The organism is Clostridium sp. (genome assembly GCF_030532265.1).
Taxonomy (GTDB): Bacteria; Bacillota; Clostridia; order Clostridiales; family Clostridiaceae; genus Clostridium.
In genome coordinates this window covers 1-16,200 of sequence record NZ_JAUNLM010000048.1, presented here as the reverse complement: position 1 = coordinate 16,200, position 16,200 = coordinate 1, and the positions used below count along the sequence as shown (strand labels likewise).

18 protein-coding genes and 1 pseudogene are annotated in these 16,200 nt (G+C 23.7%); 3 read left to right on the top strand and 16 right to left on the bottom strand.

Annotation, left to right across the window (positions count from 1 at the left end):
• The 9 genes from miaB to Q4E08_RS09600 form a co-directional block, all read right to left on the bottom strand.
• A partial coding sequence (gene miaB / locus Q4E08_RS09640; RefSeq protein WP_303130541.1) for a tRNA (N6-isopentenyl adenosine(37)-C2)-methylthiotransferase MiaB occupies window positions 1-1,316 on the bottom strand: 1,316 nt, incomplete at its 3' end.
• Between the two features lie 96 nt (window positions 1,317-1,412).
• Window positions 1,413-2,267 (bottom strand): GNAT family N-acetyltransferase, encoded by an 855-nt coding sequence (locus Q4E08_RS09635; RefSeq protein ID WP_303130540.1) that lies wholly within the window; start codon window positions 2,265-2,267, stop codon window positions 1,413-1,415.
• A 66-nt stretch (window positions 2,268-2,333) separates the two neighbouring features.
• Window positions 2,334-4,238: a bifunctional 4-hydroxy-3-methylbut-2-enyl diphosphate reductase/30S ribosomal protein S1 gene (locus Q4E08_RS09630; protein WP_303130539.1), complete on the bottom strand. Its 1,905-nt coding sequence runs from the start codon at window positions 4,236-4,238 to the stop codon at window positions 2,334-2,336.
• A gap of 19 nt (window positions 4,239-4,257) precedes the next feature.
• Entirely contained in the window at window positions 4,258-4,917 is a 660-nt protein-coding gene (cmk, locus tag Q4E08_RS09625; protein WP_303130537.1) for a (d)CMP kinase, read from the bottom strand.
• A gap of 71 nt (window positions 4,918-4,988) precedes the next feature.
• Window positions 4,989-6,203 (bottom strand): NAD(P)/FAD-dependent oxidoreductase, encoded by a 1,215-nt coding sequence (locus Q4E08_RS09620; RefSeq protein WP_303130536.1) that lies wholly within the window; start codon window positions 6,201-6,203, stop codon window positions 4,989-4,991.
• 97 nt (window positions 6,204-6,300) lie between these two features.
• A complete protein-coding gene (locus tag Q4E08_RS09615; protein ID WP_303130535.1) occupies window positions 6,301-7,200 on the bottom strand; it encodes a MurR/RpiR family transcriptional regulator in 900 nt (299 codons plus the stop codon).
• Window positions 7,201-7,342: 142 nt separating this feature from the next.
• Window positions 7,343-7,885, bottom strand: coding sequence for a class I SAM-dependent methyltransferase (locus tag Q4E08_RS09610; protein WP_303130533.1), 543 nt, complete (start codon window positions 7,883-7,885; stop codon window positions 7,343-7,345).
• Between the two features lie 24 nt (window positions 7,886-7,909).
• On the bottom strand, window positions 7,910-8,620 hold the full coding sequence (locus Q4E08_RS09605; protein WP_303130532.1) for a pseudouridine synthase: 711 nt from the start codon (window positions 8,618-8,620) through the stop codon (window positions 7,910-7,912).
• Window positions 8,621-8,741: 121 nt separating this feature from the next.
• Entirely contained in the window at window positions 8,742-8,909 is a 168-nt protein-coding gene (locus Q4E08_RS09600) for a hypothetical protein (RefSeq protein WP_303130530.1), read from the bottom strand.
• Window positions 8,910-9,039: 130 nt separating this feature from the next.
• Here Q4E08_RS09600 and Q4E08_RS09595 point away from each other — a divergent pair, with 130 nt between their 5' ends.
• Window positions 9,040-9,429: a PadR family transcriptional regulator gene (locus tag Q4E08_RS09595; protein ID WP_303130529.1), complete on the top strand. Its 390-nt coding sequence runs from the start codon at window positions 9,040-9,042 to the stop codon at window positions 9,427-9,429.
• A 21-nt stretch (window positions 9,430-9,450) separates the two neighbouring features.
• Here Q4E08_RS09595 and Q4E08_RS09590 read toward each other — a convergent pair whose 3' ends face one another.
• Window positions 9,451-10,053 (bottom strand): hypothetical protein, encoded by a 603-nt coding sequence (locus Q4E08_RS09590; RefSeq protein WP_303130527.1) that lies wholly within the window; start codon window positions 10,051-10,053, stop codon window positions 9,451-9,453.
• Between the two features lie 338 nt (window positions 10,054-10,391).
• On the opposite strand from Q4E08_RS09590, the gene Q4E08_RS09585 reads away from it, so the two are divergent.
• Window positions 10,392-10,820 carry a divergent PAP2 family protein gene (locus Q4E08_RS09585; RefSeq protein WP_303130526.1) on the top strand — a complete coding sequence of 143 codons (429 nt, stop codon included), beginning with the start codon at window positions 10,392-10,394 and terminating at the stop codon, window positions 10,818-10,820.
• A gap of 175 nt (window positions 10,821-10,995) precedes the next feature.
• On the opposite strand, the gene Q4E08_RS09580 is transcribed toward Q4E08_RS09585, so the two are convergent.
• The 4 genes from Q4E08_RS09580 to Q4E08_RS09565 all read right to left on the bottom strand — a co-directional run bounded on the left by Q4E08_RS09580 (window position 10,996) and on the right by Q4E08_RS09565 (window position 15,072).
• Window positions 10,996-11,838, bottom strand: coding sequence for an exonuclease domain-containing protein (locus Q4E08_RS09580; RefSeq protein WP_303130525.1), 843 nt, complete (start codon window positions 11,836-11,838; stop codon window positions 10,996-10,998).
• 18 nt (window positions 11,839-11,856) lie between these two features.
• Window positions 11,857-12,771: a hypothetical protein gene (locus tag Q4E08_RS09575; RefSeq protein ID WP_303130523.1), complete on the bottom strand. Its 915-nt coding sequence runs from the start codon at window positions 12,769-12,771 to the stop codon at window positions 11,857-11,859.
• A gap of 104 nt (window positions 12,772-12,875) precedes the next feature.
• Window positions 12,876-13,910 carry a DUF6398 domain-containing protein gene (locus Q4E08_RS09570; protein ID WP_303130522.1) on the bottom strand — a complete coding sequence of 345 codons (1,035 nt, stop codon included), beginning with the start codon at window positions 13,908-13,910 and terminating at the stop codon, window positions 12,876-12,878.
• Between the two features lie 292 nt (window positions 13,911-14,202).
• Window positions 14,203-15,072, bottom strand: a complete 870-nt coding sequence (locus Q4E08_RS09565) for an SDR family oxidoreductase (protein WP_368410169.1) — start codon at window positions 15,070-15,072, stop codon at window positions 14,203-14,205.
• Between the two features lie 169 nt (window positions 15,073-15,241).
• Between Q4E08_RS09565 and Q4E08_RS09560 the strand changes: the two genes are divergently transcribed.
• Window positions 15,242-15,478: a hypothetical protein gene (locus Q4E08_RS09560; RefSeq protein ID WP_303130519.1), complete on the top strand. Its 237-nt coding sequence runs from the start codon at window positions 15,242-15,244 to the stop codon at window positions 15,476-15,478.
• A gap of 29 nt (window positions 15,479-15,507) precedes the next feature.
• On the opposite strand, the gene Q4E08_RS09555 is transcribed toward Q4E08_RS09560, so the two are convergent.
• Together Q4E08_RS09555 and Q4E08_RS09550 are read right to left on the bottom strand one after the other, a co-directional pair.
• Window positions 15,508-15,849: a hypothetical protein gene (locus Q4E08_RS09555; RefSeq protein ID WP_303130518.1), complete on the bottom strand. Its 342-nt coding sequence runs from the start codon at window positions 15,847-15,849 to the stop codon at window positions 15,508-15,510.
• 60 nt (window positions 15,850-15,909) lie between these two features.
• Window positions 15,910-16,200, bottom strand: a pseudogene (locus Q4E08_RS09550) (FAD-dependent oxidoreductase); the annotation flags it as partial.

Below are 16,200 nucleotides of genomic sequence, written 5' to 3'. Positions count from 1 at the left end.
ATAAGTGAAAATGGCTGTGCACGAACAATTTTTAAATCTACAAGAGTTCCAATTAAGGATTCATCTCCTTCAAAATTTACTAATTTACCATTTCTACTTCTTCCCATTAATTTAGTATCATCATTTTTACTTTTTCCTTCAACTAGTACTTCAAGTGTTCTACCTTCATATTTTTTGTTGTTTTCTATTACGGCTTTATTAACAGCATCAACAAGTCTATTAAATCTTTCATGTTTAACAGAATCAGGTACTTGATTATCCATTTTATCTGCCGGTGTATGGTTTCTTCTTGAATATATAAAAGTAAATGCTGAATCATATTTTACTTCATTTACAAGACTTAATGTATCTTCGAAATCTTCTTCTGTTTCACCTGGAAATCCAACAATAATATCTGTTGTTATAGTTACATCTGGAATTTCTTTTTTTATTTTTTCTATTAATCCCATGTAATGTTTTCTATCATAATGTCTATTCATTTCTTTTAATATTCTATCTGATCCACTTTGAACTGGTAAATGTATTTGCTCACAAAGTTTATCGCATTCTTTTATAGCTAAAATTACATCTTCATTTAAATCTTTTGGATGTGAAGTCATAAATCTAACTCTTTCTAATCCTTCAACCTCATTAATCATTCTTAATAATTTTGCAAAATCAATATCTTCTTCTAAGCCTTTTCCATATGAGTTAACATTTTGACCTAATAATGTTATTTCTTTATATCCTTTGCTTACTAAATCTTTAATTTCTTTTAATATTTCTTCTGGTTTTCTACTTCTTTCTCTTCCTCTAACGTAAGGTACTATACAATATGTGCAGAAGTTATTACAACCATACATTATTGTAACATATGCCTTTACATCACTTTCTCTATCTACTGGAATACCTTCAACTATATCAGTTTCTTTATTAAAAATCTCTTTTACTTGTACACCTTCAGTTTTTACTCTATTTAAGTACTCTGGGAATTTATATGCGTTATGAGTTCCAAAAATTATATTAACATATGGAAATTTTGATAATATCTTATCTGCCATTCCTTTTTGTTGCATCATACATCCACAAATACCTATTATTAAATCTTTATTTTTTTCTTTAAGTTTTTTTAATGCTCCAAGATTACCAAAAACCTTATTTTCAGCATTTTCTCTAACACAACAAGTATTAAATAATATTATAGATGCTTCTTCTTTATTTTCAGTTCTTGTATAGCCAATTCTTTTAAGCATACCTGAAAGTTTTTCAGAATCCTCCTCATTCATTTGGCATCCCCAAGTTTCTATACAATATTTTAAATCTTTTGTATTTGACATAATAATCTCCTTTTCAATAAAAATCACTTGTTTAAATAGTCTTATATATTATATTAAATTTTATAATCAATTTAAAGCGTTTTTTAATTTTATGAATTAAGGTCTTATCCAAGTAGCATAATCTCCAATCATTTGAAAACCTATTTTTTTATAAAGATTAAACGCTTTAAAATTATTTTCTTCAACTCTTATAAATATTTCCGATATATTATTTTTATACGCTAAGTTTATTAGATAGATAAGTAAATCTTCACCATATCCTTTACTTCTATATTCACTAATTATACCTAGATTAACTATTGTATATATGTTGTTATTAAATATTATTTGTCCATAACCAATTTCATTATTATTAGAATCTAAAATAAAAATACAAAAATTTTCATTATAGTAAGATTGTTTTTCTTCAAAACGTATATCTTTAGGTTTTAAAGGAAGTCTAGATTTATCATAAAATATAGAATTTTGAATATTGCATCTTAGAAATTCATCTTTATTTTTATTAAATTTTCTAAAGCTAACATTGGAATTTATATTTAATTTAGTTTTTATATTATATTTTAATAATTTTGTTTGTTTAGAACGGATAAACAAATTTGATAATAAAATATTAGTTGTTAATTTATCTTCATATGTTTGATAAATTAATATTTTGCCATTAAGTTTAGGTATATCATTAAATTTTACTAAATCTACATAATTATTTTTTATATAAGTATCATTTATAATTATTGTATCTATATCGTTATAATCAAACCAAATATAACCAATATATTGTTTGTTCAATAAAATTAATATTAAGTTATTTTTAAGAAGTGATTTTTTAAATAAATTTGATTTGAAATAATATTTAATAAAGTTATTTTTATATTTATTAAAATTTAAAGATTCATTTATTAAAATTTCTAACTTAGAGAAATTTTTATTGCTTAATTTCTCATATTGTACCATATAAAAATATCCACCCCATAAATTATTATAAAATAACCCCTTTAATAAAGGGGTTATCATTTACTACTAAATATCTTTTATACTTAAGCTTATACGTTTATTTGATTCATCAACAGATAATATTTTAGCTTTTACATCTTCTCCAACTGATAATATGTCCTTTGGATGATCTATTCTATCATGACTTATTTTTGATATATGAACTAATCCATCAACACCAGGTTCTAATTCAACAAAAGCTCCAAAATCATTCAATCTTACTACTTTGCCTAAAACAATAGATCCTTCTGGATATCTTTCTGTTATATTGCTCCATGGTTCAGGAGTAAGCTCTTTAATACTTAAAGAAAGTTTTTTATTTTCTTTATCTAAATCAATAACTTTAACATCAATTATATCTCCACTCTTTAAATAATCTTGAGCTTTTTTTACATGATTCCAAGATATTTGTGAAAGATGTATTAAACCATCAACCCCATTTACTTCAGCAAAAGCTCCAAAATCAGTAAATCTTTTAACTTCAGCCTTTACAACATCTCCAACTTTTAGTGAATCAAAAACTAAGTTTTCTTTAGCTTCTTTTTCTAATTCTTGTACAATTCTACTTGATGCTACAACTCTTGAAGGATTTTCTTTATTAAAATCTATTAATTTAACATTTAAAGTTTTTCCTTTGTAAGATTCTTTATCATTAACAAATTTCATATCAATTTGTGATGATGGAATAAAAACACGTATACCTCCAAAGTAACCAACTAATCCTTTTTCTTTTATTTCTGAAATTTTTAATTCAAATGTAGATTTTTCATCAAACATTTTTTGAAGTGTATTTAGGATTTCTTCTTTTTCATATTCTAATCTTGATAGAACAACAAATCCATTATCATTATTAAGTTTTATAACTTTAGCTTTTAATTTATCACCAACATTTAAAGTTTTTGCATATGCTTTTGGATCTTCTTTAGCAGTTAATTCTTTAAATGGGATAACTCCATCTGATTTATATCCAGTAAGTGAAATAACTACTTCATCATTTAATATTGAAAGTATTTCACCTTCAATTTCACTTCCAGTAAATAATCTTTTATCGATTTCATTCATCAATTGTAATTGTTCGTTATTTGTATTTTCCATAACTTCAATAACCTCCCTTATTATCCATTCTGGTGTAGAAGCACCAGCAGTAACACCAATTTTTTTAAAGTTTTCATTATTTATAAAATCATTTGGTAATGCACTAACGTTTTCTATATGAATAGTATTTATACAATTTTCTTTTGAAATTTGGTATAACTTATTTGTGTTAGAACTATTTTTCCCGCCTATTACAATCATAGCATCTACTTCTTTTGAAAGTTCAAATGCACTTTTTTGTCTTTCTTCTGTAGCTAGACAAATAGTATTAAATTGTAAAAGGTTATCTGTCATTTTTTCTAGATTTGAAACAGTTTTATTCCAATTAGATTCCTTTTCAGTAGTTTGAGATACAACACAAGTCTTACCAAAATGATATTTGCCTTCAGTAAATTCACCATTTTTTGTTATAGTAGCTTTATTATTACACCATCCATTTATACCAATTACTTCTGGGTGGTTTTTATCACCAAGTATAACTATATCATAACCTTCTTCAGAATATTTTTTAACCTTTTTTTGAATATTAGTAACAAATGGACATGTAGCATTTACAACTTTTAAACCTCTTTTATTTAATTCGTTTAAAGTTTCTTCTGAAACTCCATGAGATCTTACAATAATTACATCATTAGGAGCTAATTTATCAATATCTTCAATATTTATTGAAAATACATCGTTTTTTTCTAAAAATTTAACTACATCATTATTATGAATAAGAGGTCCTAATGTATAAATTCTCTTATTATAATTATTTTTTATTTCAATAGTTTTATCTACAGCTCTTTTTACTCCAAAGCAAAATCCAGAGTTTTTAGCTAGTATAATCTCTCTCATTTTAAATTCCTCATAAATTTTATTTATTAAAATTTTCTCTTATAAAATTATTTATTTTTTCTGTTACTTCTACTATGTTTAACCCAGTTGTATCTATTTCTATAGCATCATCAGCTTTTCTTAATGGATCTGTAGCTCTATTGCTATCTTCATAATCTCGTCTAATTATATCTTTTAATATTTCATCATATGAACAATCTATATTTCTATTTTTTAATTCAGTATATCTTCTATCTGCTCTTTCTTCTGGAGTTGCAGTTAAAAATATCTTAAATTTTGAATCTTTTAAAACAACAGTTCCAATATCTCTACCATCCATTATAACATTATATTTTTTAGACATATTTTGTTGAAGCTTTACAAGCATTTTTCTAACTTCAGGTATTGATGCATAAGCTGAAACTATAGAACTTATTTCTGGCATAGTTAGTTCTTCTTGAACATTTTTACCGTTTAAAATTAAATCATCATTTTCAAAATGCATTTCCATAGTTTTTATTAATTCGCATATTTTATCAATATCGTTTGGTTTTAAATTATTTTGTGAAGCTTTTAAAGCTACTGCTCTATACATAGCCCCTGTATTTATATACATTAAATCAAATTCTTTAGCTACTAACTTAGCTATTGTACTTTTTCCTGCACCTGCAGGACCATCTATTGCAACTGAAATTTTCAAAATTTCTCCACCTTTCTAATAAACAATTACAAAACTAATTATATAATTTTATTTATTTTATAACAAGTCTTTTAAATATTGCTACCTGCAACATATCCCGTAGATAAAGCTATTTGTACATTATACCCTCCAGTAAATGCATCTACATCAATAACTTCTCCTGCAAAAGATAGATTTTTTATAAGTTTACTTTTCATAGTTGATGGATCTATTTCTTTTGTATCTACTCCACCAGCAGTAACAATTGCTTCATCAATAGATCTTAAATTTTTTACATTAAGATTAAAATTCTTTATTAGAAAAACAAGACCTTTTCTTTCTTCTTTAGTTATTTCATTTACCTTTTTATTTTCATCTATATTAGATAATCTAATTATTACAGGAATTAATTTTTTAGGTAATAGATCATCTAATGAGTTTTTAAAATCTTTGTTTATATATTTTTTAAAATCTTTTTGAACTCTTAAATCTAATTCTTTTTCAGTTAAAGCAGGTTTTAAATCTAAAGAAACCTTATATTTTTTATTATCCTTTATAAATCTACTACCAGTTAGAACTAAAGGACCTGATATTCCAAAATGGGTGAAAATCATTTCACCTATATTTTCATATACTTTTTTATTATCTTCGTAAATCTTCAAAGATATATTTTTTAAAGATAATCCCATTAATTCTGTGACGATAGGTTCTTTTATTTCTATTGGAACTAAAGATGGTTTTAATTCTTTTATATTATGACCAATATTTTTTGCAAATCTTTGGCCATCCCCTTTTGAACCTGTTAACGGATATGAAGCTCCTCCTGTTGCTAAAATAAAATGATCTCCTAATATTTCTTTACCATTTTCTAATATAACGGAAACAATTTTATCATCTTTTTTTATTATATCTTTTACTAAACTATTTAACATTATTTTTATATTTTTATTTTGAAGTGCATTTTTTAAACCTTTTATAATATCTGAAGATTTATCAGATTTTGGGAAGACTCTCCCGCCTCTTTCAACTTTTAATTTTATACCTTCTTTTTCAAAAAAATTTATAGTATCTACATTTGTAAATGTATATAAAGCACTATAAAGGAAATAAGGATTTCCAGGTATGTAATCAAAAAATTCAGATATGTCTTTATTATTAGTTACATTACAACGACCTTTTCCAGTTATAAATAATTTTTTACCTAATCTATCATTACCATCTAATAAAATTACTTCATTACAATTACTTGCAGTTATTGCAGCCATCATTCCTGCCGGGCCTGCACCTATAACTACTACTTTTTTCATTTAATCAGCTCCTTAAATTATGCTAAAATCATTTTACTATACTAAAGCATATAAAAAAAGATGTGTACTAAAAAATACACATCTAAATTAAAAACTATTAATTATCATTGTCCCCAATTGTTTTATTATTGATTTGATATACATTATAGTCTTGCCATATAGCTTCTAATGATCCAAATATATCAGCTATATTTTCTTTTTCTCTCATTCCAACAGAAATAATTAAAGCATTAATAAGAGAAAGAGGCGCTACTAAAGAATCTACAAATGATGCCATATTGCTTTGAGCAATCAATGTTAAATCAGCTTTAGCTGCTAATGGAGATATTAAGCTATCTGTTATAGCTACAACTTTTGCTCCTTTATTTTTTGAAAAATCAAGAGCAGCTATAGTTTTTGAAGCGTATCTTGGGAAGCCTATTCCTATTACTAAATCCCCCTCTTTAACATTTATCATCTGCTCAAAAATATCAGATATACCATATCTAACTGTTCTCACGTTTTGAAGTATTATATTTAAATAAAATCCTAAAAATTCTGCTACAGCAGTTGAACTTCTTAACCCTAAAATATATATATTGTTAGCTTTAAATATTTCATTTACAACTTCCTCAAATACATCTGGATTAATTTTTTCTAAAGTAGCTCTAATATTTTCAATATCTGCCTTTAAAACACCTTTTAATGAATCACTATCTGATATGTATTCATTAGATAATTCTAATCTTTGAACAGTAGTAAGTTTATTTTTTATTAATTCTTGAAGTGCTTTTTGTAACTTTGGATATCCACTAAATCCAAGTTCATTAGCAAATCTAACTACAGTTGATTCTGACACCCCAACAGATATTCCAAGTTTAGCTGCAGTCATAAAAGCTGCTTTATCATAATTATTTAAAATATATTCAGCTATTAACTTTTGTCCTTTACTTAATCTTTGAAACTTAATTTGTATTAATCGCATTAAATCTTTATTTTCATTCAAATTCTTATCCATAATTATCTACCTACTTATAACAATCTTTAGTCATATAATTTTAACATTAAATGATATATTTTTCAATAAAAATTTCATGTGTGTTAAGTTTATTATATAAAGTTCAAGTCGAATTATATGCTTAAAATTAAGTTTTTAAAAGTTATTTCTTTTCAACAATAACTAGCATTGGTGCAGTCTTGCTTCTGTTTAAGTATTTATGAATCATTACCCCAAACTCATTTTTAGGCAAATTTTCCAAGTAATCTAATATGCAAGTTTTTTCTTTTTTTCCTTCATCATGCCCAGTATATATACATATAGACATAATTCCATTGCTATTTAAAAGTTTTAATCCTATTTTTATACTAAGAAGAGATGTTTCATGCAATGTTGTTATATCTTTTGATGCTCCAGGTAAAAAACCAAGATTATACATTATACAATCTACTTTAGAATTTATATATTTGTCTAGTTTATGATGAGAATCACAAATTACAGTAACATTTGAAATTTTTTTATCTTTGTATCTATCACAAGCATTTTTTTGTATATCAAAAGAATATACACTGGAAAATTGGTCACTTAAAAAATCTGTATCATGTCCATTACCTAACGTAGCATCAATTGCTATATTTTTATTTGTTAAAAAGTTTTTTATTATGTAGTGTGATAGTTCACTAATATCAGATACGTATTTAAACATATTTAACACTTCTTTCTATAATAATTATAATGAATTTATGTAGTTTAATTCTTCTTCAGTTAAGTCTCTATACTCTCCCGTCTTAAGGTACCCAAGAGAAATTTCTCCAATAGATACTCTTTTAAGATTTATAACATCATGTCCAAATGTAGAACACATCTTTCTTATTTGTCTATTTTTTCCTTCGTGAATTATTATTTCAACTGTGGAAATATTGTTTTTAGAAGAGATTTCTTTGATAGAAGCATAAGAAGTTATATAACCTCCTATATCAACTCCATTACTAAATTTAATCATTTCTTCTTTTGTAAATTTACCCTTTACTGTTGCTATATATTTCTTATCTATAGAAACTCTTGGGTGTATTATTTTATTATATATATCTCCATCATTTGTAAGAATTAACAAACCTGAACTATCGTAATCTAATCTCCCTATTGGAAATATTCTTTCATTAACTTTAACTATATCTAAAATAGTTTTTCTTCCCTTTTCATCTTTTAATGAAGTTATATATCCAACTGGCTTATTTAAAGCAAAGTAAACTTTTTTTTCTTCAGGTACTATTATTTTATTATTAAATTCAACTTTGTCTTTATTTTCAATAACCTTTACTCCTAATTCATTTACAACTTTTCCATTTACTTTTACTTTACCTTCTAATATAAATTGCTCACATTTTCTTCTTGATGCAACACCGCATTTAGCCATAAATTTTTGTAATCTTTCTTCCATAAAATATCACTCCATCTTTCTATTCCTATATGATTATATATATTAAATTAAGGTTTTACAAGAAAATATAGTACTTTAATTAATAAACAAAGCTTAGGTGAAAAACACCTAAGCTTTTTATTTAAAAGAAAAATCCACCATTAAAAAATAATAACAATAACAATGGACTTATTCCACAACCGCCAAATCCACAACCTCTACCTCTACAGTTATTAAAATTATTATAGTTATTATTATATCCACATCTATTGCATCTGTTACAATTATAATTATTACAACATCTATTCATGAGTTTACCACTCCTTTTCTTCTGTTACTATATAATATTCTTTTTTTTCAATTTGTTGAGTAATTTATTTTTGTTTATTTATATATTTTGTTAAAATATAATTATATATTTAAATAAGGAGGTTTAATTTATGGACAAGCGTAATCGTATTATCGCTCCAAGAAATGTTGTTAATACAAAAATGTTATATATGCTTTATATATTAAAGGAACTTTCAAAAGGAGAAGTTGTTTTTGGAAATAAAATTCTTACAGATTTTAGAGATATGTTTGATTCAACTACTATGCCTTTCCCAGTATCTTCTAGTACTGTTTATGAAAGTTTATATGAACTAGAAGATAGAGAGTATGTAGTTTCTAAATGGAGTGGTGAAGATTTATCTAATAAAAGAAGTAAAAAGGTATATCATATAACAGATAGGGGATTAAATTTTTTAAATGCAAATTTAGATGAATATGTTCTTAATTTAGATAAAACGAAATCAACATTAGATAAACTAAAAAAAATGCTATTAAAATAGTACATATTAATATGTACTATTTTAGCATTTTTTTATTTTTGATGATTTGCTTATAAATTTTTTTCTAAGTATAGCTTCTTCTTTACAGGAACAATCCAATTTAATAAAAATATTTTTATAACCTTCTTTTATGTATGAATTTTTATATAAATCTTCATAAGATAACTTTTCTATGTCTTCTTTTAAAATAGATAAATAATTATAGCCATATATTTTAAATAGTATATATTTAAATCCTAATAATATTTGTTCTTTATTTTTTTTATTTTCAATATCTAAGTTTAAAATATCATTATTTAATTTTTCAATAATTCCATATAATTGATATAGGTAACTAAGTTCTCTTATTGTGTATTTATCACTGAGAGATGCAACAGCACATGAGAAATTTTTATTTATTGGTATAGTGTAAATATAGCCTAATTCATCTTTATTTAATATTGTACGTATGCTTTGATAAATAGATGTACAAATATCTAACCTTATCGTATTAGCGTTTTCACATACTGCTTTTATTTTAAAAAGATTTTCATAATCTCTATTATAATTTATTAAATTAAGTTGTTCTTCTCTTTGAATTTTATGCATTTTATTATTTATAATCCAACTAAACCAAGCTCCCATTGCAGAACCAGCTAATATTGAACATGCAGAAATTATAGATGTAATAACTTGTATTTGTATATTTATCAGCTCCTTAAAAAATAATTCTATCTTATTATTAACTAAAAATATAAAAATATTATTTATAAAGATAAATTTTTTCTATAATTTCAAAAATATTATAATACTTATAAAACAATTAAATTGATTTTATATAGAAATTTTTTAATATAAGTTAACAATATATTGAAAAGTTTTCTTAATTAAATATTTATTTACATCGTTTAATTAAAATTTTATTTTAAAATCTATTATATTTATACTATAAAATTGTATAATAAATATATGGAGTGATAAGTATGATAATAAAAAATCAATTAATTATTTTAAGTGTATTATCTTTAATAATAGCTCAAGCATTAAAAATAGTATTTGGTTATTTTTACACAAAAAAATTTGATTTAAATAGGCTATTTGAAACTGGTGGTATGCCAAGTTCTCATTCAGCTTTTATAGTTTCTTTAGCAATTGGAATAGGAAGAATAAATGGTTTTGACTCATCAATATTTGCACTAGCTTTTGTATTTGCATCTATTGTAATGTATGATGCAATGGGAATAAGACGTGCTGCTGGTGAACATGCAAAACTTTTAAACTTAATTTTATCAAAAGATAATACATTTAAATTAGATAATAAAAAATTAAAAGAATTATTGGGTCATACACCTTTTGAAGTTTTAGGTGGGTTAATACTTGGAATTATAATTGGATGTTTTTATCCACTTTAAAATAAAAAACAAATGCTAATAATTGCATTTGTTTTTTATTTTAAAGTTTAAATCATAGAGTTTTTATATAATATAGATAAATTAATACTATCAAATAAAGAGTCATGTTGATTGCCTAAGAATTCAATATTATATTTTGACAAAGCATTTTTTAAAGATAAAGCATTTTCAATTTCTAATAAATCTTTACTAAATTTGAATTATTTCTAGTTATATCATTTTTTAATACTTTTATATCATTTCCACCCCAGTATATAAATAATTTCTTTTTATTTCCACACCATATTGAAAATTTTTCAAACACTGTTTCAAAGTTATTTGCATTATCTATATCATTTTGATTTAATGATGTTATTTCTATACACTTTGAAGTTAATTTTGAAATATTTTTTGGTTTAATAAGCTCATAAAATTTAGAATTTATATTACCATGAATATCAGTTTTTACAGCACCAATACTTATTATCTCTACATCATTAAAATTTTCTAAGCAATTCATTTCAAAATCGAAAAATATAATTTCTTCTGAGGTTTCTATATTCTTTTTTAACATTACTAAAGTACTGTTTCTATTTATAAGTTTTTTGTAAGTTTTGCCTATGCATTTACATTCATTATATAATGAAAATGATACTCTTCTACTTTTTCTTATAATATCATATACATTTTTATTTAAAATTGCACTATAATCATATATTTGATTTAAGAAAAAGCTTATATATTCCAAATCTTCATTTAATGTAAAATAATTATTGTTTATTTTGTATATTATATCTTTATTATCTGTAAATAATTTTATTTTGCTATATTTATCTATTTTTTTTAGTTCTATTAAACAAACTATATCTTTTAAAATATAATATAATCCATGATAATGTGCTGTTTTAAAAGAATCACTCTTTAATTTTTTTCTTATTTTCATCAAGGTTATATCATTAATATCTTTTATTAAATAGTATAATACAAATTTTTCATCAAGCTTTTTTATATGATAGTATATATTTATATAATTAATCATTTGTATAGTATCCTTTCTTTATATATACATACTTATTGGAATTACTTGAAAAGAATTTTCTGTACACTTTATTCTTGGACATTTAGGTGGAACTATACCTATATCTAATAAACAATCAAATTCTTTAATACATTTAGCAAGCATTTGTTCATTAAAACTTTGCTGTCCAGTTTTTCTTAAAAAGTGAATGTTATTATTATTAGAACATTTTTTAACTAATTTACCTAATATATTAACATTGCAATCTATATTATCAAATTTATTAGAATTATTATTAAAAAAATATGAGTTATTAACAGTTAATATAACATCTCTATTATTACATTGTACTATTAAATCAGTAGTATTATTAGCACTTAATTTAATTTGCATCTCAGAAAGGAATCTATCTATAATATTAAAGTCAATTATAGAATCTCCTTTTCTTATGCTATTTAGTTTATCCACACCAAAACAATCTATTATTAATTTAAGAGATGATATATACTCATATAATGACTCATGACATACAAGACCATTTAAACTTATATAGTCCCCCTCTATTATAGAATCATTACATAAGTTTTGAATAGTTTTTAATTGATTATTTTTAGAAAGATTATTTATTAACTTATTATGAAAGCTAAACAAAGTATAAATTCTTTTTTCTTCTTCTTCAATTCTAATTGCACCTCTATTTTCTAGTATTTCATCACTTTCTGATCCTACTGTTCTTGTATTTGCATCAGAATTTGTATATCCTTTATATCCTTCTCTTTTATCTTTTGAAAATCGGTCTTCATAATAATCACTTTCTTTATTTTCACAATGTAATCTTCCAGTTAATGATTTATCACATATTCTCTTACGTGAAAAAATTTCTATGTATCCCTCAGCTGTTATAGAAAAAATTCCTCTAAGCAATAATTCATCTAAATAAAGAAGAAAATCCAAATTATCTACCTCCAAAATTAACTCCTTTATATATATGTTTATGTATAAATGTAATAATATATTAAAGCATAAATAAAAAGCAAGATTTAAATCTTGCTTTTTATTTATTTTATTTTATTTAAAGCTTTAATAATCCATTTTCCTATTTTTTCGTTAGTCCATAATGGTAAACTATACTCTATACATAAACTAGCTTCTTCTAAACTACCTTTTCTATATGATGATATTTCACCATCAACTAGATTTATTTTTCCTACTAAACAATCTATAAAATAATGATTATGTTTTAAAGCTTTTTTTAAGGCTTTTCTAGCATTTTTTCTATCATTTGTATAGTAATAATATAATACTCTTCCATATTTAAAGAATATACAATCTTCATCACTATACTTGTCTAATATATAATTTGCAAATTCATAGTCTTTATTCATTAAAGCTCTAAACACTATTGAATGTCTTACATTTCTAGAATCATAATCATCTAAATTTAATATTTCTTTTTCTATATTAAAACTTCTATCATAATTACCTAAAGCAAATTCATAATTAGATAAAGTTGATAATATTGTTAAGTAAAAATCTCCTTCAGCAGAAAAGCCTATTTGACCTTTAAATTTATCAAAGTAGTCTTGTCCAAGTTGGGTTCTTAGAAGCTCTTCACATTTTCTAAGTTCACTTGCCCCTTTTTCTACATCATCTAATTTTAATGCATTATCGAACAAATTAATAACATTATTTTCAGAATTACATCCTGAACATTCAACATTTGAAGATAAATCTTCTATTTTCCATTCCTTTGAAGTTTTATCTATATTTAATAATTTTCTTATTTCTCTTGATTTAGTACCTATAGTTCCCTCTGAAACTTTAAAATAATCTGCTAATTCATCCATTCTTATACCTTTTTTATTAAGTGTATCATTTACAAAAAAGATTGCATGAAGCACTCCAGCAGACCAAGTATTAACTTTACCTCTTAATAATTTATTTTCATCAGTATTTGCTAAAAACTCTACTAATTTAATGCATTTTTTATAATAATCATCATTTAGTACATTATTACAAAAAGTATCTATACTAATTAACATTTCTTTTGCACGAGCTTCAAATTCAACTGGTACATTTATACTATATTTCATTTATACCTCCTAATAATTTATAGCTTCTGTAGTAAATCACATCTAATTATTATAACTTAAAATTAAAAAATTTTCATTAATAAATTAAATATTATTGAATCATAAATAAAAAAACGAAGAAAAATAACTTTTTCTTCGCTAATATAATCTAATATTGATTATGGTTGTTATTTGTTTTATTTTCATTATTATAATTTTCTCTGTAACTTTTAATCTTAGAATTTGATAATGCTCCACCTTTTTGTATATTCTTCTTATTTTTACCCATTATAAATCTCCTTTTAATGTAAATTTAATTATTAATCATTTCTCCACCATTAACATGTATAGTTTCTCCAGTTATAAAAGAAGCATTTTGACTAGCTAAAAAAACATATGCTTCTGCCAATTCAACTGGTTGCCCTGGTCTTTTTAAAACTGTATTAGATCCAAAACTTTTAAATTGATCTTTTTTAAATGATGCTGGTATTAACGGAGTCCATATTGGACCTGGCGCAACTGCATTTACTCTTATTCCCATATCTGCTAAGCTTAATGATAAGCTTCTAGTAAGTGATGTTAATGCGCCTTTAGAAGCTGAGTAATCAATAAGTTCCTTGTGTCCATGATAAGCTACAACAGAAGTAGTATTTATTATACAACTTCCAGGACTCATATAAGAAAGAGCTTCTTTAATTAAATAAAAGGCTGAGAATACATTAATACTAAATGTTTTTATTAACTGATCATTTGTTAATTCTAATATTGACTTAACTGGATATTGTTGAGCAGCATTATTAACTAATATATCTATAATGCCATATTTTTCTGATACTGTTTTTATTACCTTTTTACAAAAATTATAATCAGCTAAATCACCTTGTATGCCTATAGAATTATTATTATATCTTTTTATTAAATTTAGTGTTTCGTCTGCATCTTCTTTTTCATTTAAATATACAATTACAACTGTTGCTCCTTCTCTTGCAAAAGCTAAACTAACAGCTCTTCCAATTCCACTATCACCGCCTGTTATTATTGCAATTTTCCCATTTAATCTTTTACCATTATTCATATAATCTTTATGTTCATATACAGGTTTTGGATTCATTTTTTGTTCAATTCCAGGTTGATTTAATTCTTCTTGTAAATCAAAAATTTTAGGAAAAGTATTATCAATCAAATAATCACCTCATTTTATTAAGTGTATTTCATGATTATTTTTTGTAAAACTTAAAATAATATTCTATATTATATTTATAAAAAATTGTGATGTATCATATGTTACAGAAAAAATATTTAATTTTAAGTATAATAATATCATTATTTTAAAAATTAGGAGGAGATTTAAAATGTCTTGTGGATGTTCAACAATAAATAATGGAAAACAAGTTGCAGATTTAGTTAGAAGTAAGGGATTTGAAAATATGCAAACAAAGAAATTACATAATATAACTTGCTCTTGTGGAAATACTTTTATAATGGATAAGTTAATTTGTAAATGTAATAATTGTAATATGACTTACGCTGTTACACCATGTAGTTCTGATGATATAAATAGTATAAAAGAATGTGGAATTAATTATTAGTTTTTTATAAAGTAAATGAGTATAATTATTTAATTATACTCATTTATTATATCGTTGCTAAATTTTAAAATTAATTTATCATAATCTATTTCATTATACTTTTTTTCTAATATTTCTTTATTTTCTTCAAAATAAATTGCTTTTTCATTTATTATTTTATTTAAGCTATCTATATTAAAATCATTTATATTTTTAGTGTTTATTAATTCTTCTAAATAATTACTTATATTTTCTTTATGCCTGTTAATTTGATCATTTTTCATTGATTCCAAAGCTTCTTTCCAATTGTTAAAACCACCTATTGGCGTATCTTTTTCTTCTTCAATAGGTTCATTATTATAGGTATTTTTAAAAAAATTCATAAGTCCCATAATTTAATCCTCCGTACAATAATTATTTAATAATATTATATTACATTAATTTTTTATAATTTAAACTAATTTTTGATTAAATATATTATCTAAATTTAGTTTTTTAATTTTTTTATTTATTAAATCTATATCAGTTGTATATAATCCTTCTTCTTGCATTCTTTTAAAGTATATAGATCCTGCAAAAGTATATCTACTTTTTCTATCTTTACCTTCTGTAATTCTTTCATTTGAATAAGAAATTATATCACCTATTGCTAAACTTGTAGGTAAAGATAATAAAGGCATTCCCATAAAATATCTAACTGCATTATGACCTGCTAAAGAACCAGTACATATAGCTTCTGTATG